We start from the raw sequence: 22,822 nt of genomic DNA on the forward strand, positions 1-22,822 counted from the left end.
AAGAACAGGGATCTACCGCTTCATGGGCCACCGGGCGTTGACCATTCGCGGCGAACGCACCAAGGATCGAGCTACGACCTATCTGTCGGACAGGGAGTGGCGATGCGAGCGGTACGCCTGCACGAGTACGACAAACGTCCGGTCGTCGAGGACGTCCCCGAGCCCGAGATCGGCGGTCCGCTGGATGTGCTGGTCGAGATCGGCGGCGCCGGGTTGTGCCGGACGGATCTGCACATCGTCGAAGGACAGTGGGCCGCCAAGTCGGGTGTGAGCCTGCCGTACACGATCGGGCACGAGAACGCCGGCTGGGTGCGCGAGGTCGGCTCGGCCGTGGCCGGCGTCCGGCCCGGCGACGCGGTCATCCTGCACCCCCTCGTCACGTGCGGGCTGTGCCGGGCGTGCCGCGCCGGCGACGACGTGCACTGTTCGGCCTCGAAGTTCCCCGGCATCGACACCGACGGCGGCATGGCCGACCTGCTGCTCACCACCGCCCGATCCGTGGTCAAACTGGATCCCTCGCTGCAGCCGGCGGACGTCGCGGCGCTGGCCGACGCGGGCCTGACCGCCTACCACGCGGTACGCAAGGCCGTGCCGCTCCTCCACCCGGGCACGCGGGTCGTGGTCATCGGCGCCGGCGGGCTGGGCCACATCGGCGTCCAGTGCCTGGCCGCCATGACGCCCGCCGAGATCATCGTCGTCGACCGGTCACCGGCCGCGCTCGAACTCGTCCAGGGGCTCGGCGCCACCCACACCGTCCATGCCGACGGCCGCCAGGTCGAGGCGGTCGCCGACCTCACCGGCGGGCAGGGCGCTCACGTGGTGCTGGACTTCGTCGGCGAAGGAGGCACCGAGGCCGAGGGGGTGGCGATGGTGCGCCGCGCGGGGTCGTACTTCGTGATCGGTTACGGCGGGCGGGTCGAGATCCCCACGATCGACATCATCTCCAGCGAGATCAACGTGATCGGCAACCTGGTCGGCTCCTACAACGACCTGGACGAGCTCATGGCCCTGGCCGCCCAGGGCAAGGTCAGCCTGCACACGAGGACGTACCCGCTGGAGGCCGTCAACGACGCCATGGACGACCTGGACGGCGGGCGGCTCCAGGGCCGCGGCATCCTCGTGCCCGCCAGGGGCTGACCGGCCGAGTGCGCGGCGGGACGCCGGTCATCCGCTCAGCGGCCGCGTCCCCAGCCGTTGCCGGGCTTTCCGTACGTGGCCCCCTTGGCCCTGCCGCCCTTCTTGGCCAGCCCCGGCGGCAGGCGCCCCGAGCGCCACGCGCCGGTGGAGCGCGGCTGCGCGGCCCGGGACGGGGTGCCGCGCGGCTGGGCGGTCCGGGACGGGTGGCCGGATGGTCGCGCGGTTCGGGAGAGGGCGTCTTCGGGTGGCCTGTCGGCTGACGCGCGGTAGGCGTGCAGCGCGCTGCTGGGCTGCGGCGCCGGGTGCGTGACGGGTTCGGCGCGTGGCGTCTCGTGGTGAGGGCCGGCGACCTCCCCATCGGGCCAGGAGGTCGTGGCGAGCACCGCGACGATCAGGGCGGTCACGGCGGCCGCCTGCCGCCACCGTCCGTGCGTGGCCGCTCGGGGGCGGGAGCCCAGGGCCGGGATGGGGAAGAGGGCGCCGTTGTCAGCGACGAGGGATGCGGGCTCGGCCCGGCTCGGAGCGGCCTCGTGGCGGGACGGCTGCTCCTGCTCCGCCACCCGGAGCAGTTCCCGGTGGGCTTCGGCGGTTCCGATGCGGCGCCCGGGGTCCTTGTCCAGGAGGCCGGTGATGACCGGGGCGAGCGGCCCTGCCTGCCGCAACGGGGCGGGGCTGCTGGTGAGCACCGCGCTCAGGGTGGCCAGCGCGCCGCTGTTGCCGAAGGGGGAGCGGCCCTCGACGGCCTCGTACAAGGTGGCGCCCAGCGACCACAGATCGGACTGCGGGGTGGAGGGCCCGCCGCGCGCCCGTTCGGGGGCGAGGTAGGCGGGCGTGCCGAGCACGATGCCCTCCCGCGTGAGGTGTGCCTGGTCGTCCAGCGTGGTGGCCAGCCCGAAGTCGGTCAGCACGGCGTGGCCGTCGTCGGACATCAGCACGTTCGCGGGCTTGACGTCGCGGTGCACGATGCCCTTCGCGTGCGCGGCGCGCAGCGCGTCCAGCAGTTCCAGCCCGACGCGCGCCACGGTGGCGGCGGGCAGCGGTCCCCGTTCCCTGACCACGTCGTCCAGGCTGCGGGAAGGCACGTACTGCAGGACGATCCACGGCCGCTCGTCGGCCTCCACCACGTCGTACACGATGGCGATGTTCGGATGGCTCAGCCGGGCGGACAGGCGGGCCTCGCGCATGGTGCGCCCCAGCAGGACCTCCCGCTCGGGTCCTGGCCGGTGGGGCAGGCTGAGTTCCTTGACCGCGACCTGGCGGTCGAGGAGCTCGTCGTGGCCGCGCCAGACCGTGCCCATGCCGCCCCGGCCCAGCTCGGCCAGCAGCCGGTATCGCCCGGCCAGCAACCATCCTTCATAGGGCGAAACCGACATGTCGGCAGAACTACCCGATCAAGATCCGCGCACCACGACTGCGTCACACACCGTTGCGCATCCGTTACGATCCCGCGGACGGGGTGGTGTGTGGCGCCCATCACATGGGATGTGTGGATTCGTGCACAGTTGATCGCAGACGTCCTTCCTAGAGTCAGTGCCGTGCCGGACGGAATCCCCGAAGGCACCTGACGAAGGAGGAGATCTGCATGCGTAAGGCTCTGACGGTCGCGGCTCTGGCCGGCACGATGGCGGTCACCGGTCTGTCCCTCGCGCCGGCGGCGGCCCAGGCGGCCACCACCACCTCGACCACGGTGAGCTGGGGGAAGTTCTTCTCCAGCGATCACAAGGCGTACACGTTCGGCAGGACGTGGGAGAGCCACGGCAAGGTCTTCACGAAGTGGCACGGCGTCGACAAGCGCGGTGGCAAACAGGCGTGGGTGTGGTTCGAGGTCTACCAGAACGGCCACTGGAAGAGGTTCAACAAGGCGTGGGACGGCAAGGTCACCGGCGCCTGGCAGGGTCACGGGATCAAGAAGGTGTACACGTTCACCTGCTGGGCCGGCAAGTTCGACAACTGCGGCAAGAAGTACCGCATCTACTAGGAACGGCCGGCCGGCGCCACGGTCCGGGCGGCGCCGGCACGACGGGCCTCCCGCGTCTATGCGGCCAGGACCTGGCGCAGCGTGGCGGCGAAGGCCTCCGGATCGCCCTTCATGCCGAACTCGCCGTCGAGGAACCCGGCGTGGTGGCTGGGGAAGACGACCGGCTCCGTGCCGAGGCGTGCGGCGACGGCCACGCCCGCGCGATGGCACAACTGGCCCTCGCTCTCCGCTCCGACGCCGATGACCACGCGGGCCGAGGCGGCGCGCAGCGCCTCGAAGTCATGCTCGTGGTGCGTACAGGTCACCAGGTTCTGCGCGAACATCACATCGTCCCGGGAACCGTCGTCCTCCGCCGGCAGCCCGAGCTCGGCGGGGCTCTGCACGGGCTGGTCGTCGAAGCCGTCGGGGATCTCGCCGTGCAGGCCCGTGACCGCGATGAACTTCGCCATCGCCGCTCCGAACCCGTGCCGGTCGTAGGTGCGGCGGATGCCGGTCACGGCGGCCAGCGCCCGTTCCCGGTCCGGCAGCACCTGGACGGCCGGCGGTTCGTGCGCGACGAGCGTACGCACCTGGCCGGGGTGCCTGGCCACCAGCGCCAGCCCGTTGACGGCGCCGCCACTGCTGGCGAAGATGTCCACCGGCCCTCCGCCGAGCGCGTCGATCAGCCGGTGCAGGTCGTCGGCGTGCTGCTCGGGCGTCGACTCGCCGCCGCCGGTGCGGGTGCTGCGGCCGCTCCCGCGCGGGTCGTAGGTGACCACCGTGCGGTCGCGGAAACGGGCGGCCAGGCCGGTAAAGCCGCTGGCGTCCATCGGGGAGCCGATCATCAGCAACATCGGCGCGTCGCTCGGCTCGCCCTCCCGTATGTCGTAGTGCAGAGTGCCGCCGGGCACCTCAAGGGTGTGGGCCATGAGTCCGTCCTTTCTCGACTTCGGTGATGAAGACCCGCGGCGGCGGCGGAACTCATCGGTCCCGCGGAAACCGGTTCTGGAAAGCTACGCCCGCAGGCCGAACACCTCCCACGACTCGCCGGGAGCCAGCCCGGCCAGCTCGCGGCCACACTCCTTGAGCACCTGCGGCCCCGAGGTGATGTGCGCGGTGCCGGCGTGGGCGTCCCTGAACAGCCGCTGCACCAGCCCGTCGCGCAGCGCCGAGGTGCCGCCCGACGCGTAGACGAACCGGGACACCTCCGCGATCGTCGAGGTGACGTGGTTGAGTGCCAGCCGCACCATCGTCTCCTGGCGTACGTCGAGCGTGCGGCCCGCGTCCAGGGTGCCTTCCACGTCGTCCCACGTCTCGTGCACCAGGGCCTTGGCCGCGCGGAACGCCGCCTCCGCCCGGGCGAAGCCGGTGTGGAAGGCGTCACTGCCGGCGAGCTGGCCGGGCCGTCCCGCCCGCGCCCCCGCGTTCCGGACCAGCTCGTCGAGGAGCCGGCGACCGACGCCGAGCGCCCAGCCGGAGTGGCAGATCAGCGCCTGGTCGACCAGGCCGAGCCGGTAGAGCGCGCCGCCGCGCAGCGGCTCGTTCTGGGTGAAGACGTGCGACTGCGACTCCGGTACGAAGGCTCCGTCGATGGCGTAGTCGATGCTGCCCGTGGCGCGCAGGCCCAGGACGTCCCGTTCTCGCGTACGGCGGTGCCCGGCCTGGTGCCCTGGCCCGCGACGAGCGGCATCCGCGGGCCGGCGAAGATGCGTTCGACGGCGTCGTCACCCAGGTAGGCCCCGGCCGTGCCGTTCTCGAGGGTGGTGGCCATGACCACCCAGCCCGTCGAGGGGTCGGCGTACGACAGCTCCTCGAAGACGGCGATCAGTTCCCGGGGGGACGATTCGGCGCCGCCGAGGGGAACGGGCACCCATACGCCGAAAAGTCCTGCCTCGTGCAGGGCGTCCATGACGGATGTGGTGAGCCTGCCCTGCGCCTCCGCCGCGTCCGCCTCGCGCTCGATCAGGGGGCGCAGGTCGCGGGCTCGCTCCAACAGGTTGGCGCCGGCGGTGTGCAGTCGCCGCGTATCGCTCATCTCCAGGTGCTCCTGTCCGTGATCGCTGGCACTCCTCTCTGTCAGATCACGCCAGCCGCTCCTTGTCCAGCCGCCGGGGCGGGCGAGGCCGGCACGCCGGGCCGCGGCGGGCGTACGACGCGGGGCTAACCTGGCACTATGGACGTTTCCGCTGGTGGCTACGGGCTGGGGCCCGAGTCCGGGCAGCTGCTGGTGCACACGACCCGCACCGGGCTGGGCGCCAAGGCCGGGCATGACCTCACGATCGAGGTGACCCGCTGGCACGGCGAGGCCGCTGTCGATCCCGCCGATCCGGCCGGTTCCTCGGTGAGCGTCGAGGTCGACGCGGATTCGCTCGTCGTCAGGCAGGGGACGGGCGGCGTCAAGCCGCTCACGGAGTCGGATCGCCGGGAGATCGGGAAGATCCTGGGCGAGAAGGTCCTGCACACCCGGCGCCACCCGACGATCACGTTCCGGTCGACGCGGGTCGAGGGATGCGCGGAGGAGTTCCGCGTCGAGGGCGAGCTCACCCTCGTCGGTGTCACGCGGCCGGCCGAGGTGCGCGGCTCGCTGGCCGAGGGCCGGGTGCGCGGCTCGGCGGTCATCGTGCAGTCCCGGTGGGGCATCCGGCCCTATTCGGCGTTGTTCGGCGCGCTCAAGCTCAGCGACGAGGTCGAGGTGCGCTTCGACGTCGGCCTCGTGCCGAAGGAGCTCTGAGGCGGGCCGGGCTCAGACGCGGTCGAGCGGGCGATGGGGCCCGGCCGGGAGCTCCACCTTGACCGGGTCGCCCGGGCGCACGACGCCGCCCGTCCTGACGACGCTCATGACGCCGGTCTTGCGTACCAGGTTGCCCGCCTGGTCGCGGCCGACGACCTGCTTGAGCAGGCCGTCCTGGAAGTTGTCGATCTGCACGCAGGGGTTGCGCAGCCCGGTGACCTCCACGACGGCCTGCTCGCCGACGTGCAACAGCGTGCCGGCCGGCAGGCCGAGCAGGTCGATGCCGCTGGTGGTGACGTTCTCGCCGAGCTCGCCCGGCCTGACCGTGTAGCCGGCCTCGCCCAGTTCCGCGAACAGCTCCTCGTGGATGAGGTGCACCTGGCGCAGATTGGGCTGGGTGGGGTCCTGGGCCACCCGGGAGCGGTGCTTGACGGTCACGCCCGCGTGCACGTCGCCTTCCACCCCTAGGCCGGCGATCAGGGTGATGCTCTCCCGGTTCGGCTTGGTGAAGGAGTATTCGCCGTTGCTGCTGACCGCCGTGACCGTCCCGTTCATCCGGTTCTGTCCCCCGTGTGGCGTGGATCGCTGGGAAGGCCAGTGTGGCAAAGCTGAGAAATTTGCCGAAAAGGGAGCACTTTGCGTCAAATTTCTCAGCTTTGCCACACACGCCGCTGCGAGCCGGGATGATCAGGCCTGGCCGTGTGCCGCGCGAGCGGCCGGCTGATCGAGTGACGATTGGAGCAACGTGCGAAGACGATCTTCCCTGCTCGCCGCCGCATTCACGGTGCTGGCGGCGCTGTTACCTCTTTCGACGGCCGGAGCGGCGGCCGCCGCGGACAGGGCCACGGGGGTCGCCGTCAAGGGCGGCATCACCTGGGCGCCCTGCGAGGAGGAGCCGGAAGCCGAGTGCGGCAAGCTCGCCGTGCCGATCGACTGGTCCAAGCCGAACGGGCCCAAGGTCGAGATCTCCCTCGCCCGCCGCAAGGCCCTCGACCCGCAGGCCCGCGTCGGATCCCTCGTGATCAACCCCGGTGGCCCCGGCGGATCCGGCGTCGAGGCCGTCTACGCCGCCCCCGGCTCCTACACCGAAGACCTGCGCAAGCACTTCGACATCGTCGGTTTCGATCCCCGGGGCGTGGGCCGCAGCCATCCGGTGACCTGCTCGGCGTCGGTGTACAACAAGTTCCCGTACGCCGTCATGAAGAGCCAGGCCGACTTCGATAAGTGGACGGCGTTCGCCAAGGAGCTGCGCGAGGACTGCCGGCAGCGCACCGGCCCCCTCTACGACCACGTCGACTCGGTCAGCGTGGCCCGTGACGTCGAAGCCATCCGCGCCGCCCTCGGCGAGGGCAAGCTCAACTTCTACGGCATCTCGTACGGCACGCTGATCGGCCAGATGTACGCCGAGCTGTTCCCGGGCAACATCAGGACCATGGCGCTCGACAGCAACATGGACCACAGCCTCGGCGTCGCGGCGTTCCTGACCACCGAGGCCGCCGCCGTGGAGGACGCGTTCGACCAGTTCGTCGGCTGGTGCGAGCAGGAGACCGCGTGCGCCCTGCACGGCAAGGACGTCCGCGAGGTGTGGGAGCGGCTGCTGAAGAAGGCGCGTGACGGCAAGCTCTACTACCCGGGCGTCAAGGACCGCCCGATGACCGAGATCCAGGTCCTGTGGCAGGGCGTGCTCGGCACGGAGGGCCCGGCCTGGCAGCTGCTCAGCCAGATGCTCAACGCCCTGGACGGCGGCCCGCTGCCGGACGAGGTGCCGCCGCTGCCCGGGCGGCAGCCGGTGTCGGGGGAGACCGTCGAGCTGAACACGACGATCCTCTGCGAGGACTACAAGCTGCCGGTGCGCAACTACCGGGAGTACGCCGCGCTGATGAAGATCTCCTCCCGCATCGCCCCCGACATGCGCCTCAACCCGATGCCGGTCGAGGACCTGCCCGTGTGCCTGGGCCACCCCACCAACAACCCGCAGCACCGGCTGCGGTACACGGGTGACGCCCCGATCCTGCTGGGCAACTCGATCCACGACCCCTCCACCCCGTGGATCTGGTCCGCCAACGTGGCCCGCCAGTTCGGCTCCAAGGCCACGCTCCTCACCTACGAGGGCTGGGGCCACCGCATCTACGGCAAGGACAGGTGCAGCACCGTGCCCTTCGACGAGTACTTGATCTCGTTGAAGATGCCGAAGAAGGGCGCCCGCTGCGAGGTCGGCGGCACCGACCCGACGCTCAGGATGTTGAAGAAGGAGGTGTGGCCGACGGACGGGCTCAAGTGGGGCAGCCCGGTCGCGTCCGCGGCAGCTCGGCGCTGAAGCGCCGGCCCGCGCCGAGCTGAACGGCGCGGGCCCTCTTGAGGGCGGCATCTCCGGATGCCGCCCTCTTTGTGTTCTGCCGCCACATAGACATTGGGCGGCGGCGTATCGTCGCGGTGTGGCGTGTTTCCTCTGCTTCGCATGCCGTAACCCGATCACCCTGTCCGTGCGGAAGATCCCGCTGCCCCCGTACAAGGAGCAGCCGGTCGACGCGACCGTGTGGTACGAAAGGATCAAGCAGCCGCGGATGCCGCGCGGGACGTACGCGGCCAACCACCACCCCCACGAGTTCTCAGGAGAGCCTCCCGGCCTGGTGATCCATCCCGACGACGCCGTCGGCATGCGGCCGCATCCGGACACCTCCCGGCTCACCGGCTGCTGCGGGATCAGCGCGATCGTCGGCCCCAACCTCGTCTGCGCGGCCTGCGGCGCCGAACTCGCCGTCCACCAGGCCGACTGCCATACGGAGAACCAGGTGACGCTGCTGGCGGAGGCCGTCATCCTGTCGTACGCCCACGATTGACACCCAGGGAGTAGGGTGAGCCGCCATGGGTGAGGGGTGGCGCGTGGAGAGCATCGAGACACCGCGCCTCGCCCTGCGCCCGCTGCGCGTCGAGCACGCCGACGAGATGGCCGCCGTGCTGTCCGACCCCGCCCTGCACGCCTTCACCGGCGGCGTCCCGCTCACCGCGCAGGAGTTGCGCGCCCGCTACGAGCGGCTGGTGGCCGGGCCGCCTGGCTGGCGCAACTGGGTGGTGTGGTCGCGGGAGGAAGAGTGCCTCACCGGCTACGTGCAGGCCACGGTCGAGGGGCGGACCGCTGAGATCGCCTGGGTGATCGGCACCCCGTGGCAGGGGCGCGGCCTGGCCACGGAGGCGGCGAAGGCGTTGGTATGCCGGCTGGTGGGGCAGGGGATGGCCACGATCGTCGCGCACATCCATCCCGGCCACGCGGCCTCGGCCGCCGTCGCCGCGGCCGCGGGTCTGCGATCGACCGGACGGTTGCACGACGGCGAGATCCGCTGGGAACGCTGAGCACGGCGAGCACGGCCGGCCGTCCCTAACGAAGAAGTCACGGGCGCGGATCACCGTGATATCAGAGGACGCTTGATCATGAACAAAGGTTTACGGCGTTTGACCGATTGTAATAGTTTTTTTGGTCGTTCGAAGATCATTCGGTAACGTCGTGTGAGCAGTCCGTACGTATCCGAGACGGACACGTACTGGAACACGGACGCGTACACGAGAGAAGGCCGAGAGGAACTCGTGGAACAGCAACCACAGGACACCGGAAAAATCATGGATACCTCGGGAGGAATCAAAGCCGCCTTCCCACCCCGGACGGACTGGGTGGTGTTCGGGGTGGCCGCTGCGCTCACCCTTGCCTTCGTCATCTGGGGAGCGGTCGCCACCGACACGCTGGAGGGCGTGTCGACCTCCATGCTCGACTGGACGATGCACAACCTGGGCTGGGCATTCGTGCTCGCCGCCTCGGGCTTCGTGGTGTTCGTGCTCTGGCTGGCGTTCAGCAAGTACGGCAAGATCACCCTGGGGCAGGAGGGCGAGGAGCCCGAGTTCAGGACGGTGTCCTGGATCGCGATGATGTTCAGCGCGGGCATGGGCATCGGCCTGATGTTCTACGGGGTCAACGAGCCGCTCACGCACTTCGCCGAGCCTCCGCCCGGCACGCAGGAGGCCACCGCGGCCGCGGCGCAGCGGATGGAGACCTCGCTGGCCACCACGCTCTTCCACTGGACGCTGCATCCGTGGTCGATCTACGCCGTGGTCGGTCTGGCCATCGCCTACGGGTGTTTCCGCCGCGGCCGGCGGCAGACGATCAGTGCGGTGTTCACCCCGCTGATCGGCGAGCGGCACGCCAACGGAGCCGTCGGCAAGGTCATCGACATCCTGGCCATCTTCGCCACCCTGTTCGGCTCGGCCGCCTCGCTCGGCCTCGGCGCGCTGCAGATCGGCAGCGGCGTCAAGGAGGTCGGCTGGATGTCGGAGGTCGGCGAGACCCTGCTCATCGTGATCATCGCGGTGCTGACGGCGGCGTTCGTGTTGTCGGCGGTCTCCGGCGTGGAGAAGGGCATCCAGTGGTTGTCCAACACCAACATGGTGCTGGCGCTGGTGCTGGTCGTGTTCATCTTCCTGGTCGGCCCGACCGTGCTGATCCTCAACCTCATCCCCACCTCCGTCGGCTCGTTCATCGGTGATCTGGCCCAGATGGCGGCCCGCACCGAGGCCAGCGGCGGCGAAGAGGTCGCCACCTGGCTGTCGGGCTGGTCGGTGTTCTACTGGGCGTGGTGGATCTCCTGGACGCCCTTCGTCGGCATGTTCATCGCCCGCATCAGCCGGGGCCGCACCATCCGGCAGTTCGTCGGCGGCGTGATCCTGGTGCCCAGCGTGGTCAGCCTGGTCTGGTTCGCGGTCTTCGGCGGCACGGCGATGAACCAGGAGGCCGGCGGCGCGGGCCTGACCCGCGAGGCCACCGCGGAGGGCCAGCTGTTCGCGCTGCTCAACGAATACCCCCTGGCGGGCGCCACGACCCTGCTCGTGATGATCCTGGTCGGCATCTTCTTCGTCTCCGGGGCGGACGCCGCCTCGATCGTCATGGGCACGCTCTCGCAGCGCGGCACCATGGAGCCCAGCCGGGTCGTCGTGATCGTCTGGGGCGTGCTGACCGGCGCGGTCGCGGCCATCATGCTGCTGATCGGCGGCGGCGGCGACGCGGCGCTCACCGGACTGAAAAACCTGACCATTCTGGCCGCGGTGCCGTTCATGGTGGTGATGGCGGGCATGTGCGTGGCGCTCACGCGTGACCTGCGGCACGACCCGCTGATCCTGCGCGGTCAGCGTGGCGAGGAGGCCGTGGAGTCGGCCGTCATCACCGGCCACGAGCTCTACGACGGCGAGTTCGAACTCGCGATCGTCAGTGCCAACGGCGACGACGCCGAGGACGCCAAGGCCGCCGGCGGCACGCCGAGCGAGAAGTAGCTCCACCGAAGAGACGACGCCTCCCGGTGGCGACCGGGAGGCGTCGTCTTCTCATGGAGGGGCGCTGATCATCCAGGCGATCAGGTCAGCGCAAGGTGGCGGTGAAGGTGCGTCCGTGCGCGTGACGGGTCGCCGCCCGGACCTGGGTGCCGCCCGGCACGCGGCGCACCGTCACACCCTCGTCGGCGGTGTCCAGGCGGAGGGGCCGGCCGCGCAGGACGAGCGTGACGTGGTCGCGTTTCATCGTGGGGTCGGACAGGGCGACGACCGTGCGCTCGCCGCTCCGGACGATGACCGAGGCGGGGCCGTCGACGAGCAGGCGCTCCGCGTGGCGCGGGCCGCCGCCGAAGACGTTGGCGGCGACGATCCCGAGCTGCTCGTGCTTGACCGCCTGCAGGCGCCGGTCGTTGGCCAGCACGGTGAGCGGGCCGTCCGCGTAGCCGCGCAGGCGGGCCTCCGTCGCGTTCGGGACCAGGGCGTAGGCCACGGCCGAGACCCCGCCGGCGGCCGGATGGGCGATGGAGGCGGTGAAGACGTTCTTGGTCACACTCGTGTCGGGATTGCTCGCCCGCACGACCCTGCGGCTGCGGGTCACCGTCTCCAGGCCGGCGGCGACGGGCTGCCGGGTGAGGAAGGCGTATCCGACCGACGTGCGGCGGGTGTCGTTGGCGTACCGCAACCAGCGCGGCGGCGACGTGTCGCCCGCCCGCCAGGACCCGCCACGCCAGCCCTCGCCGGTCAGCACGACCGCGTCCCCGGGAGCGGCGATGCGGCTGTCCACGGTGGTCACCGCGGCGCGGCGGCCCTGGCCCGAGACGTCCGCGGCCAGCACCACGATCTCGTCGTCGAACATGAACCACGACTTGGTCGCGCGGGCGTTGCGGTAGACGACGAAGTCGTCGGGCAGGACGCCCCGCTGCTTGGCGGTGTAGGCGGCGTCGTCCGACTGCACCATGCCGGCCACGCCGTACGCGCCGAGCGTGGCGCCGCCGGAGAAGGCGTTGCCGGCCAGGGGGAAGTAGACGTAGGTGTTCTGCGACTCCGAGGAGGAGGTGAAGTTGAGCGGATGGTCCGGGTTCTCGTACCAGAACCGGCCGTACAGGTCGGGGACCGTGCGCCGCTCCTCCTCCGGCGCGGTGATCCCGGCCAGCCGGTACGGCGAGACGGCCGTGTAGTAGTCGATGCCGAAGACCTCGCGCTGGTCCTCGCCCGAGAGGTAGAGGTAGTAGGCGCCGTCACCCTGGAACCAGGGCATGAGGTTCTCGCCGTTCATGTACTCGTACTTGCTGATCCGGTCGGAGCTGCGCGCCAGCGCGAAGGCGTAACCGGGGCGGCGGTGCACGGTCCTGTCCATCGAGTTGAACGCCACCGAACGCTCGGGCGGGTTCAGGTCGGCCGCCGGGATGGCGGAGTCGGCGCGGATGGCCGCGTAGCGGGCGATGCTGACCGGGGAGACGAACGTGCCCGTGTCGGCCTCCGGCAGGAACTTGACGTATCTCTTCAGTGCCTGCGAGCCGTCGCCCTCGACGTGGTCGGCCAGGTCGGCGATGGCCTCCACGATCACCTGGACGTCGGAGTAGCCGGTGTTCGTCCGCGAGACCGCCCGCCCCTTGACGATCTCCATCATCCACCCCTCGAAGATCAGCGGGGCGAAGCCGTCGGAGACCCAGCGGTGGACCACGCCGGCCAGGTCGGAGCCGCCGCCGCTCGTCGCGCCTTCGAGCGTCCTGAGGGTCTGCACCACGCGGGTCAGCAGGGCACGCCCGTAGGAGCCGGTGTAGGCGACCGAGTGGTGCTGGATGAAGGAGCCGTCGTGGTAGTAGCCGTCGGTGACCCCGTGCTGCAGGTCGTAGGGGTCGATCGTGGCGAAGACGGTGGCCTGGTCGGAGATGGCCTTGGAGACGCGGGCGTCGTCGCCGGTGAGCGCGCCCTGCAGGATGCGGTTGCCGGTGATGTCGGCCAGGTTGGCCCCGGTGTGGAAGCGCGAGTCGAGGTCGACGTCGCCGTCCTTGCCGTTGCGCAGGTAGGCGTCCATCGAGGCGATGTACGTGGCCGTCAGGTCGGGGCGCGTTTCCCGCACCCGCTCGTCCAGCAGGACCAGCGTCCTGCTCACGTGGGTGGGGATGCCGATCTCCCAGCTGTGCCAGTTGCCGTAGTAGCCCTTCGACTGGTCGCCGAAGTAGTGCTCGTGCAGCCACTGGAGCCCGTCGACGACCCGGCGCTGGACGGCGGCGTCACCGTCGAGCTCGCCGCCGGGGCTGCGGGTCGCGAGCGCGATCTCGTACAGGTACTGGTAGGCCGAGCGCAGCTTGGCGTCGTCGGTGCCGAGCGCCAGGCCGGCGAACAGCTCGCCGTCACCCGCCTGGTCCATCGCGGCCAGCCGGCGCCTGGCGGTGTCGAGCATCGCCGCCAGCTTGCCGGCGACCTCGGGGCGGGCGTTGACCTCCGCGGTCCCCGCGAAGGTCGCCACGGTGTTGGCGAGCAGCCGTGCGTGATCGGTCGCCGACGCGGCGGCGGCACGCAAGGGAGCGGCTGCCATCGCGAGCAGGCCGGCGGCCGGGAGGAGGGAGAGGATCTGACGACGGGACATGTGCGGCACTGCGGGCTCCATGCCGTTGGGGGGTATGCCGGGCTCACCCTACATGATCTAGTTTTCCCAGCCCAGAGCGCACGTGGCTGGTCGTCACCGTACGTTGCCGGATGGCTCGCTGCCGCTTTCGCCCATGACCACCGGTGGGCCGTCGGCGAGCTTCTTCGACGGGAGGTCGCCGGATTCCACGCAGTTCCGTCCCGCGGGCAGGGCCGGCGGCCGGTCGGGGAACAGGTCGGTGACCGGCTCGTGCGAGCTCGGCGCGCGCATCTCGATGGTCATCTCGACGTCGCCAGGCAACTGCCCGAGCCCCTGGGCGACGGCATAGTAGGACACGCCGTCCACGATCTTGTAGGCGTGCGCGGCGAACGACCACGCGTCCCAGGCGCCTTCCGCCGGCGGGTCGGGGTCACCGGACTCGCGCGGCGGCAGGCACACGGTGGCGTAGACGGTCCAGCCGCCGCCACGCAGTTTCCGCACGCCCTTCGCGGCCTGCCGCCTCGCCTCGCCGGCCGGATCCGCGGCCGGGCCGTCGGCCAGGACCACCGTCACCGTGCTCCGGGTGGCGGGCAGGTCGTCCGACTTCTGGAACGCGACCCTGCGGGCCGGCTCCTCGACGGCCTCGCCGACGAACGGCTGCGACACCATGACGTCGAGCCGCGCCTGGTCGGCGCGCGTCGTGGCGTCGGAGGCGGCACACCCGCTCAGCAGCACGCAGATCGGCACCAGCAGGAGTCGCCGGCTCATCGGGGGGTCACCACGCCCTGGACGTGGTCGTAGCCCAGGGCCGAGACGTCGCCGTTGCGGAAGTCGTCCTCGCTGACGCGGGTCATCTCCCCGCTCGGGTTGTAGAAGACCAGGTTGTCGCCCTCGTGCCCGACGAGCAGCACGTAGTGGGCCGGGTAGGAGTCGCCGATGAGGACCGGCACGGTGTGGCCGGCGTCCACCGCGCCGACGGCGTCGTTGAGCGCCGGGTTGACGGAGCCGGCGTCGGTGTCGTCGACGATCCGCCAGTCGTAGCGCGTGCCGAAGGAGTCGGCGTGCTCGTTCATCTCGCCGCTCAGCCCCCAGGGGGAGGTGCCCAGGCTCTGCGGCCACACGGTGTTGGTGGAGTCGTGGATGCGGTGCTGCTCGTCGGTGAACCTCTGCCGGAGCTCGGCGGCCGTCAGCGGGTTGCCCTTGTCGTCCGTGGTCAGGCTCAGCGCGTACAGCGGGTCGTTCATGGCGCGGGCCACCATGATCGAGGTGGAGCCGCAGGTCGTCTGGTTCTGCTGCTCCAGCTCGACGCCGTTGACGAGCACCTTTCCGCTGCTCGCCGGGTCGACCAGGCTGAGGTGCTCGCGCAACCAGCTCTCGCTCTTGCCGCGGATGGTCGAGGCGAAGGTGGAGATGTCATCGACCGAGTGGCCGGCCGCGAGTGCCTTCATCAGATAGGCGCGTTCCGCCTCGGAGCCGGCGTCGTCGAGGAGGCGCTGCATGCGGGCGCGGTCGCCGTCCGACAGCGCCTCCATCTTCTCGGCGGCCCTGGCCAGCTGCGCCGTGCTCAGGATGCCGTTCTCCTCCTGCGCGGTGCCGTCGATGCCCGCGGCCGCCAGCAGCACCGCGTCGAAGGCGTCGATGTGCGGCGACCGGACCGCGCCCGCGCGTGCCTTGCCCTGCACGTCGCGCAGCCCGCGCTGCAGCGTGTCCACCGCGGTCTCCAGGTCCTCGAAGACCCTGATGGCGCCGGTGATGGCCCCGATGGCCCGGCCGATGTCGTCGGCGATGCCGCCGTCGCCGTCGAACGGCCACACGGTGTTCCACATGTTGCGCACGATGTCCTGGGCGCTGTCGAGCTCGCCCACCGCGTCGAGCAGGTCCTGCCGGTGCTCGCCGAGCCTGCGTTTCAGCCGGCGCAGCTCGTCGGCGTATTCCGTCAGCAACGTGTCCGCCTTGCGCATGGCGGGCGCTGCCTGCTGCAGCAGGTCGTCGGTCGCTTTGAGCGCGGCGAGCGCCTCGGTGGCGGCCTCGCCCTTCCACACCGACGGCACCGAGACCTGCGTGTGGTCGAGATCGGTGGCGGCCGTGTCGATGGCGCCCGCCATCCTGCGGAAGGCCCTGCCGAGGTCGTCGATGCCGTCGGGATCTCCGGGCACGTCCCTGAGGATCGAGCCCAGCGTGTTGATCGTGCTGATGGCCTCGCCGATCATGGTGACCGGGTTGGTGATCGTCGCGAGGAAGCCGACGCCCTGCTGAAGCCGGCTGATCGCGGTCGAGACCTGCAGATAGTCGTCCGAGGTCATGGACGGTCACCGGACGTGGGCGTCTGCCTGGACCGGAGGTAGTCCTCGACAGACTCGAACCCCGCGGCTGACGCGCGCGTCGCCAGGCACCACTTCTCGAGCACCTCGCGATAGACGGTGAACTCCTTCTCCCAGACCTCGCGCACGCCGGTGACGGCGGCGGCCGGGTCGCCGAGCTCGAATTCGGGCTCGGGGGAGTCGACTTTCTCCTTCCACTCGCGGCGGGCGACCCGGAGGTCCTCCGCGGTGTCGCAGACGACTCCGGCTCTCTTCTTGATCCCGCTGTAGGCGTACAGGGCATCTGGAGAGCTCATGGTTCCTCCGGAGGTCAGCACGTGTGCGGATGGGATGAGAGCGCACGGAAGAGACATACGTGACCAGGGCTGACAAAGTTTACAGTTCATCTGTCGTCTGCACTACGGCACGCCGTCTCTCCATGTGAGACGCCTGGCCGTGCGGCGCCCGCTCGTGCGGCGAAAAACCCGATGAGATCGCAAGGCCGCGAACAGTACGATGGCACCTCTCTGATACCGATCCCGGGTAAGGCGTCGCCTGATGGCTGTGAGCATGCACGACGTGGCGCGCGCCGCCGGCGTGTCCCAGCGCACGGTCTCCAACGTCGTCAACAACTACGAACACGTCCGCCCGGAGACCCGCCAGCGCGTGCTCGACGCCATGGCCATGCTCGGCTACGTCCGCTTCGACGACGTCGAGCAGGCCCGCTACCGCGTTCGTCCGCAGTGCTCCGGCCTTCGGGCCGGGGGCGAAGCGGATTCGCCCGCGTAACGGTTCGTACTCGAAGTCCGCGCACGCCTCCCGCATGATCTGCTAAATGCGCTCCACGTGGGCGCCAGTGAACACCTGATGCCGAAGCTTGGTATGAAGACCAAATGAGCGTGCAGGACAAAAACACAGTGTCTGCCGGTTCTGATGTCTCCATGTTAAGCCATAAACCAATGGTAGGATCATGGTGTGCAGCTTCGGTACAACGTGCGCCTCTACCCGACCGCCGGTCAGCGCCAGGCGCTGGCCCGCGCGTTCGGGTGCGCGCGGACGGTGTACAACGACGCCTTGCGTGCGCGACAGGACGCCCATGCGGCCGGACTGCCGTACGTCTCCGACGGGAACCTGTCGAAGCGGGTCATCACGGCGGCGAAGCAGACACCGGAACGCTTCTGGCTGGGCGAGGTCTCCGCCGTGGTCCTCCAGCAGGCCCTGGCCGACCTGAACACCGCCTACCGCAACTTCTTCGCCTCGATCACCGGCAAACGCAAAGGGCCGAAGGTCGCCGCTCCCCGGTTCCGGTCCAAGAGGGACAACCGGCAGGCGATCCGCTTCACCCGCAACGCTCGGTTCTCCATCACGGCGGGCGGAAGGCTGCGCCTGCCGAAGGTCGGCGACGTGCCGGTGCGCTGGTCGCGTTCCTTGCCCGCCGAGCCCTCCAGCGTGACGGTGGTCAAGGACGCCGCCGGGCGGTACTTCGCGTCGTTCGTGGTCGAGGCGGGCGACGAGCCGCTGCCGGAGACCGCCTCCGAGGTTGGTATCGACCTGGGCCTGACGCACTTTGCGGTGCTGTCGGACGGCCGGAAGATCGACAACCCGCGTTTCCTGCGCCGCGCCGAACGCCGGTTGAACAAGGCCCAGCAGGCCCTGTCCCGCAAGAGGAAAGGTTCGGCGAACAGGAAGAAGGCCGTCGCCCGGGTCGCCCGCGTGCACGCGAGGGTGGCCGACGCGCGCCGGGACTTCGCGCACAAGCTGTCCACCGCGTTGATCCGCGAGAACCAAGCGGTGTACGTGGAGGACCTTGCTGTGAAGGGCCTGGCCCGCACGAAGCTCGCCAAGTCGGTGCACGACGCCGGATGGGGCCGGTTCACGGCGATGCTGGCCTACAAAGCCGCCCGCGCCGGGCGGACCTTCGTGAGGATCGACCGCTGGTTCCCCAGTTCGAAGTTGTGCTCGGCGTGTGGCGCGCCGGCCAAGTCCATGCCGCTGAACGTCCGGTCGTGGGAGTGCCCGTGCGGCGCGGTTCACGACCGGGACGTCAACGCGGCGATCAACATCCTGGCCGCCGGACGGGCGGACAGGCTAAACGCCTGTGGAGCGCGGGTAAGACCGGGGCCTGCCCCGGCACAGCGCGACGAAGCAGGAAGCCTCAGAGGTGCCGCATGACGCGGCACGGGCTGAACCGCGGCCTTCAGGCCGGGGAGCGCGTCAATCGACGCCGTCGCTGACCTCCGTCTCCCCCGACGTCGAGTCGATGGCCGCCCACGCCGTCGCGATGCTCCACGAGCAGATCACCGGAAAGCCCGGCGGGCGCGCGTCGCACATCATGGTCGACTTCCACTTGAAATGCGGGAGTCCAGTCAGTGAGGGGCCGGCGCGCCCCGGCGTCCCGTCTCGAACGCCTCGGTGATCCGGTACGCGACCCGCAGCGATCCGTCATGGGGCCGGTCACTGACCGCCGAGCCCGGTGGTGGCGGTCACGAAGAACGGCAACACGTAGACGAGCCCGCCCTGGCTCCTGAGGGTCTTCGACAGGTGCTTTCTCGCAGAGGGTCCGGCCGGCCCTCACAACGGGGGATGGCCGGATGTTGACTCCGGTTGGAGGAAGTGTGGCACACTCTGCTACGTAGCAAAAAGTTTGGTTTCGTCGGTAATTGTGCTTTCCGGAAGGTTGACAGATGCCGAGCTCCGCCGTGCCCCGACCGGAATACCCCCGCCCGCAGATGGTCCGGCAGGACTGGCTCACCCTCAACGGACCGTGGCAGTTCGAGATCGACGCCGGAGACTCCGGCCTTGAGCGCGGCCTGCGCGAACGCGAGCTCTCCGGGACGATCACCGTCCCTTTCGCGCCGGAGTCGGAGCTGTCCGGGCTCGGGCACACCGACTTCATGGAGGCGGTGTGGTACCGCCGCACCGTGACCATCCCGGCCGCGTGGGCGGGCCGCCGGACCCTGCTGCACTTCGGCGCCGTCGACCACGACGCCACCGTGTGGGTGAACGGCGTCGAGGTGGCCCGCCACCGCGGCGGCTTCTCCCCGTTCACGGCCGACCTGTCGGACGTGGCACGCCCCGGCGAGGACGCCACGATCGTCGTACGCGCCCGCGACCCCCGCGAGGGACCCCAGGCGCGGGGCAAGCAGTCGACCCGGTACGCGAACTACGAGTGCCTCTACACCCGCACGACGGGAATCTGGCAGACCGTGTGGCTGGAGCCCGTCCCCGACGTGCACCTGCGCCGCCCGCGCATCACCCCCGACGTCGCGACCTCCTCCTTCACCGTCGTCACCCCGCTGTCCGGCAACCGACCCGGCAGCTCGGTCCGGGTGAGCGTCGCCGACAAGGACGGCGCCGTCGCCACCGCGACCGCCCGCGCCGACGCGGACCTCGCCCCCTCCCTGCGCCTGGAGATCCCGCAGGACCGGGTGCGCCTGTGGGAGCCGGGCCACGGCCACCTCTACGACGTGAAGGTCGAGCTGCTCGACGACGGCGGCGCCGTCACGGACACCGTCGACAGCTACGCCGGGCTGCGCTCCATCGCGATCGACGGCAAGCGCGTCCTCATCAACGGCCGTCCCGTGTTCCAGCGGCTCGTCCTCGACCAGGGCTACTACCCCGACGGCCTCATGACCGCGCCCAGCGACGCCGCGCTGCTCCGGGACATCGAGCTGGCGCTGGCCGCGGGCTTCAACGGGGCGCGCCTGCACCAGAAGGTGTTCGAGGAGCGTTTCCTCTACCACGCCGACCGGCTGGGCTACCTGGTGTGGGGGGAGTTCGGCGACTGGGGCGCCCACGACGGGCGCGAGCAGCGGCCGACCGCGTCCTTCGTCACGCAGTGGCTGGAGGTCCTGGAACGGGACGTCTCACACCCGTCGATCATCGGCTGGTGCCCGCTCAACGAGACCCGGCAGCCGATCCACGACCGCGTCTCCCAGCTCGACGACGTCACCCACGGCATGTTCCTGGCCACGAAGCTCGCCGACCCCACCCGTCCGGTCATCGACGCGTCCGGCTACAGCCACCGGGTGCCGGAGACCGACATCTACGACTCGCACAACTACGAGCAGGAGCCCGCCACCTTCGCCGACCTGATGTCCGGCCTGAAGAAGGACGAGCCGTTCGTCAACGACGCCGACGGCCGGCCCATCTCCGTGGCGTACCGGGGGCAGCCGTACTTCGTCAGCGAGTACGGCGGGATCTGGTGGAACCCCGAGCTGGCCGGGACCGATCAGCGGGCGGACCGGCAGACGTCCTGGGGATACGGGCAGCGGGTGCGGACCGAGGACGAGTTCCACGCGCGGTTCGCCGGGCTGACCGACGTGCTGCTGGATGATCCGGACATGTTCGGATACTGCTACACGCAGCTGACCGACGTGTTCCAGGAGGAGAACGGCATCTACCGGTTCGACCGGACGAACAAGCTGGACGTGGAGCGGGTGCGCGAGGTCCAGACCCGGACCGCCGCCTCCGAACGCTGACCTCAACACCGGCTCAACACGTCCTCAACGCGCGCGTACGGACACTGCCGTCATGAAGATTCTCCAAGCGGTATCCGTAGCCGTTCTCGGGGCCGGCCTGGTGCTCACCGGGGCCGGGCCGGCCTCCGCCCAGACCGCCGGCACCGCGCCGGCCTGCGTCGGGCGGTCGCACGCCGACCTGGGCGGGTTCGCGTTCGTCAAGAACCGCTCCTGCGGCAGGGCCGTACGCGTGAAGATCGTCATCAGGTTCGGCAAGGACTCGCCCTGCTGGACCCTGCAACAGGGGCAGATGCGCCGGCACAACTACTGGGGGAAGTACCAGAAGGTCGTCACCTGCTAGCCAGGGCGGCCTGCCTCGCGCCGCGGCCGTCAGAGGAACCGGGAGATCTCCCTCGCGGTGCTGAGCACGATGGGGGCGATCTCGTCGGCGTCCCGCTCCCCGATGGTCACCATGCCCACACTCGCGGTGGCCGGGCGTCCCGCGATGGAGATCGGGGCGGCGACACCCCAGGCGCCCGGCTGGAGCTCGCCTTCGGTGACCGAGTAGCCGACGGCGCGGGCCTGCGCTATCTCGGGGCGCTCGCCCGGGCGGGGCGGGCGGCCCGCCAGGATCGCGATCCCCGAGGCGGCGCGGTTCGAGGGGTGCCGGGTGCCCGCGCGATAGGTGACGTGGATCTGCGAGGCGCGCGGCTCGGCCACGGTGAGCACGACCGCCTGGCTCTCGTCGATGTCGAGCACCGTGATGAACGCGGTGGCGTTGCAGGTGTCGGCCAGCGCCTGCAACGCCGCCGAGGCCGCGCTGCGCAGCCGGTGTTGCACGGCGGCGTTGAGCTCGACGATGCCGAGGCCCAGGGTGAAGCGGTTGCCGACCCGGGCGGCCAGCCGGTGGTTGCCGAGCGCGACGAGGTGCCGGGAGACCGCGTTGCGGTGGATCCCGGTCAGCTGTGCGAGCTCGGTGATCGTCAACCCGTCCGGATGGTCCTTCAGGATCTCCAGCAGCCGCAGTCCGGTGTCGATCGTCTTCGACACCGCGGTGCCCGCCGTGCCGGGCTGGTCGGCGGTCATGCGGCGCCCAGCCTGGGTGCGGGGGTGTAGCGCAGCGGCAGGTGCTTGACGCCGCCGATGAAGTTCGACACCAGCCGCTCGGGAGGCCCGGCGAGCCGCATGTCCGGCAGCCGCCAGAGCAGCTCCCGGTAGAACGTGCGCAGTTGCAGCCGGGCGAACCGGGCGCCGAGGCACACGTGCGGCCCGTCCCCGAACGAGACGTGGTCGTTGGGCCGGCGCGCGATGTCGAAACGCATCGGGTCGGGGAAGCGCCGCTCGTCGAAGTTGGCCGCGCCGTGGAAGACGACGACCTTCTCGCCTGCGGCGATGGGCTGCTCGGCCAGGACCACGTCGCGTACGGCGGTGCGGCGGAAGCTGAGCACCGGCGGATGCCAGCGCAACATCTCCTCGACGGCGGTGTCGAGCAGCTCCGGGTCGTCGAGCAGCCGGCGATGCTGGCCCGGATGGCCGAGCAGCGCGACCAGCCCGCCGGGCAGGGCCGACCGCACGGTGTCGTTGCCCGCGATGACCAGGAGGAAGAAGAACATCGACAGCTCGGGATCGGTGAGACGCTGCCCGTCCACCTCGGCCGTGGCCAGCGCCGTCATGAGATCGTCCGCCGGCTCCCTGCGCTTGCGGGCGGCGAGCGCGTGGGCGTACTCGAACATGTCCTTGAGCATCGCCGGGGAACGGGGGTTGACCGGTCGGCCGTCCGGGCCTCGCTCGACGGTCGCGTGGTCGGGATCCTGGTAGCCGATCACGCGGTTGGTCCACTCCAGGATCTGGCCGCGGTCGGTGAGCGGGATGCCGAGGAGATCCGCGAGGTTGTGGATCGGGTAGTCGTCGGTCACGTCCACCGGCAGGTCGCACTCGCCCCGCTCGGCGATCTCGTCGATGAGCAGCCGGGCCCGCGTCGCGATGCCGGCGGCGAAACGTTCGACGCGCCTCGGGGTGAACACGCCGGAGACGATCCGCCGGAGCCGGCCGTGATCCGGCGGATCGAGGTTGAGCATCATCCGCCGGATGAACGACAGGTCGGCCGGGTCGGGGTCGCGGATCTGGGTGGCGCCGAGCCAGGAACTGAACTCGCTGGGCGACCGCAGGACACGCACGACGTCCGCGTGGCGGGTCACCGCCCAGAATCCGGGTCCGGCCGGCCAGTCGCCGACCTCGTGCTCCTCCTGCCAGCGCACGGGGTGGTGGTCACGTAGCAGGCGGTACGTCTCGTGCGGGATGCCCTGTGCGTAGATACGCGGGTCGAACACGTTGACCGTCGTACTCACGGGCAAC

General features: G+C 70.4%; 22 protein-coding genes. 11 read left to right on the forward strand and 11 right to left on the reverse strand.

Annotated features, from left to right (window positions below; all coding sequences use genetic code 11):
- Window positions 1–102 precede the first annotated feature (102 nt).
- Entirely contained in the window at window positions 103–1,137 is a 1,035-nt protein-coding gene (locus tag ABGB14_RS22030; protein WP_347645685.1) for an NAD(P)-dependent alcohol dehydrogenase, read from the forward strand.
- Window positions 1,138–1,172: 35 nt separating this feature from the next.
- Here the strand turns inward: ABGB14_RS22030 and ABGB14_RS22035 are convergent, their stop codons facing one another.
- Window positions 1,173–2,510: a protein kinase gene (locus ABGB14_RS22035; protein ID WP_347645686.1), complete on the reverse strand. Its 1,338-nt coding sequence runs from the start codon at window positions 2,508–2,510 to the stop codon at window positions 1,173–1,175.
- 209 nt (window positions 2,511–2,719) lie between these two features.
- Between ABGB14_RS22035 and ABGB14_RS22040 the strand changes: the two genes are divergently transcribed.
- A complete protein-coding gene (locus ABGB14_RS22040; protein ID WP_347645687.1) occupies window positions 2,720–3,115 on the forward strand; it encodes a hypothetical protein in 396 nt (131 codons plus the stop codon).
- A 56-nt stretch (window positions 3,116–3,171) separates the two neighbouring features.
- On the opposite strand, the gene ABGB14_RS22045 is transcribed toward ABGB14_RS22040, so the two are convergent.
- From ABGB14_RS22045 to ABGB14_RS22055, 3 genes are all read right to left on the reverse strand, one after another.
- Window positions 3,172–4,023, reverse strand: coding sequence for an alpha/beta hydrolase (locus ABGB14_RS22045; protein WP_347645688.1), 852 nt, complete (start codon window positions 4,021–4,023; stop codon window positions 3,172–3,174).
- Window positions 4,024–4,107: 84 nt separating this feature from the next.
- Window positions 4,108–4,698: an acyl-CoA dehydrogenase family protein gene (locus ABGB14_RS22050; RefSeq protein ID WP_347645863.1), complete on the reverse strand. Its 591-nt coding sequence runs from the start codon at window positions 4,696–4,698 to the stop codon at window positions 4,108–4,110.
- Window positions 4,581–5,129: an acyl-CoA dehydrogenase family protein gene (locus tag ABGB14_RS22055; protein WP_347645689.1), complete on the reverse strand. Its 549-nt coding sequence runs from the start codon at window positions 5,127–5,129 to the stop codon at window positions 4,581–4,583. The genes ABGB14_RS22050 and ABGB14_RS22055 overlap by 118 nt, the downstream gene beginning before the upstream one ends.
- A 138-nt stretch (window positions 5,130–5,267) precedes the next feature.
- Between ABGB14_RS22055 and ABGB14_RS22060 the strand changes: the two genes are divergently transcribed.
- On the forward strand, window positions 5,268–5,825 hold the full coding sequence (locus ABGB14_RS22060) for a YceI family protein (RefSeq protein ID WP_347645690.1): 558 nt from the start codon (window positions 5,268–5,270) through the stop codon (window positions 5,823–5,825).
- Window positions 5,826–5,837: 12 nt separating this feature from the next.
- Here the strand turns inward: ABGB14_RS22060 and ABGB14_RS22065 are convergent, their stop codons facing one another.
- On the reverse strand, window positions 5,838–6,380 hold the full coding sequence (locus ABGB14_RS22065; RefSeq protein WP_347645691.1) for an MOSC domain-containing protein: 543 nt from the start codon (window positions 6,378–6,380) through the stop codon (window positions 5,838–5,840).
- Window positions 6,381–6,570: 190 nt separating this feature from the next.
- Here ABGB14_RS22065 and ABGB14_RS22070 point away from each other — a divergent pair, with 190 nt between their 5' ends.
- The 4 genes from ABGB14_RS22070 to ABGB14_RS22085 all read left to right on the forward strand — a co-directional run bounded on the left by ABGB14_RS22070 (window position 6,571) and on the right by ABGB14_RS22085 (window position 11,138).
- The gene (locus ABGB14_RS22070; protein ID WP_347645692.1) at window positions 6,571–8,142 is read left to right on the forward strand and encodes an alpha/beta fold hydrolase; all 1,572 of its coding nucleotides are present in this window, start codon (window positions 6,571–6,573) and stop codon (window positions 8,140–8,142) included.
- Window positions 8,143–8,308: 166 nt separating this feature from the next.
- Window positions 8,309–8,665, forward strand: coding sequence for a hypothetical protein (locus tag ABGB14_RS22075; protein ID WP_347645693.1), 357 nt, complete (start codon window positions 8,309–8,311; stop codon window positions 8,663–8,665).
- Window positions 8,666–8,690: 25 nt separating this feature from the next.
- Window positions 8,691–9,176 carry a GNAT family N-acetyltransferase gene (locus ABGB14_RS22080; RefSeq protein WP_347645694.1) on the forward strand — a complete coding sequence of 162 codons (486 nt, stop codon included), beginning with the start codon at window positions 8,691–8,693 and terminating at the stop codon, window positions 9,174–9,176.
- Between the two features lie 327 nt (window positions 9,177–9,503).
- A complete protein-coding gene (locus ABGB14_RS22085; RefSeq protein ID WP_347645695.1) occupies window positions 9,504–11,138 on the forward strand; it encodes a BCCT family transporter in 1,635 nt (544 codons plus the stop codon).
- An 85-nt stretch (window positions 11,139–11,223) separates the two neighbouring features.
- Here the strand turns inward: ABGB14_RS22085 and ABGB14_RS22090 are convergent, their stop codons facing one another.
- The 4 genes from ABGB14_RS22090 to ABGB14_RS22105 form a co-directional block, all read right to left on the reverse strand.
- Window positions 11,224–13,728, reverse strand: coding sequence for a polysaccharide lyase family 8 super-sandwich domain-containing protein (locus ABGB14_RS22090; RefSeq protein WP_347645696.1), 2,505 nt, complete (start codon window positions 13,726–13,728; stop codon window positions 11,224–11,226).
- A gap of 93 nt (window positions 13,729–13,821) precedes the next feature.
- Window positions 13,822–14,475: a hypothetical protein gene (locus ABGB14_RS22095; RefSeq protein ID WP_347645697.1), complete on the reverse strand. Its 654-nt coding sequence runs from the start codon at window positions 14,473–14,475 to the stop codon at window positions 13,822–13,824.
- Entirely contained in the window at window positions 14,472–16,010 is a 1,539-nt protein-coding gene (locus tag ABGB14_RS22100) for a hypothetical protein (RefSeq protein WP_347645698.1), read from the reverse strand. Before ABGB14_RS22100 ends, ABGB14_RS22095 begins: the two co-directional genes overlap by 4 nt.
- Entirely contained in the window at window positions 16,007–16,324 is a 318-nt protein-coding gene (locus ABGB14_RS22105; RefSeq protein WP_347645699.1) for a hypothetical protein, read from the reverse strand. Before ABGB14_RS22105 ends, ABGB14_RS22100 begins: the two co-directional genes overlap by 4 nt.
- A gap of 241 nt (window positions 16,325–16,565) precedes the next feature.
- Between ABGB14_RS22105 and ABGB14_RS22110 the strand changes: the two genes are divergently transcribed.
- The 4 genes from ABGB14_RS22110 (at window position 16,566) to ABGB14_RS22125 (ending at window position 20,828) form a co-directional block, all read left to right on the forward strand.
- Window positions 16,566–16,796: a LacI family DNA-binding transcriptional regulator gene (locus ABGB14_RS22110; RefSeq protein WP_347645700.1), complete on the forward strand. Its 231-nt coding sequence runs from the start codon at window positions 16,566–16,568 to the stop codon at window positions 16,794–16,796.
- A 186-nt stretch (window positions 16,797–16,982) separates the two neighbouring features.
- Complete coding sequence (locus ABGB14_RS22115; protein ID WP_347645701.1) at window positions 16,983–18,179, forward strand: transposase; 1,197 nt, start codon at window positions 16,983–16,985, stop codon at window positions 18,177–18,179.
- Between the two features lie 512 nt (window positions 18,180–18,691).
- A complete protein-coding gene (locus ABGB14_RS22120; protein WP_347645702.1) occupies window positions 18,692–20,488 on the forward strand; it encodes a sugar-binding domain-containing protein in 1,797 nt (598 codons plus the stop codon).
- 52 nt (window positions 20,489–20,540) lie between these two features.
- Window positions 20,541–20,828, forward strand: coding sequence for a hypothetical protein (locus ABGB14_RS22125; RefSeq protein ID WP_347645703.1), 288 nt, complete (start codon window positions 20,541–20,543; stop codon window positions 20,826–20,828).
- Window positions 20,829–20,857: 29 nt separating this feature from the next.
- Here ABGB14_RS22125 and ABGB14_RS22130 read toward each other — a convergent pair whose 3' ends face one another.
- On the reverse strand, window positions 20,858–21,553 hold the full coding sequence (locus ABGB14_RS22130; RefSeq protein WP_347645704.1) for a helix-turn-helix domain-containing protein: 696 nt from the start codon (window positions 21,551–21,553) through the stop codon (window positions 20,858–20,860).
- On the reverse strand, window positions 21,550–22,815 hold the full coding sequence (locus tag ABGB14_RS22135) for a cytochrome P450 (RefSeq protein WP_347645705.1): 1,266 nt from the start codon (window positions 22,813–22,815) through the stop codon (window positions 21,550–21,552). The genes ABGB14_RS22130 and ABGB14_RS22135 overlap by 4 nt, the downstream gene beginning before the upstream one ends.
- Window positions 22,816–22,822 lie beyond the last annotated feature (7 nt).

Origin of the sequence: Nonomuraea sp. B10E15 (assembly GCF_039871615.1) — a bacterium.
Classification (GTDB): Bacteria; Actinomycetota; Actinomycetes; order Streptosporangiales; family Streptosporangiaceae; genus Nonomuraea.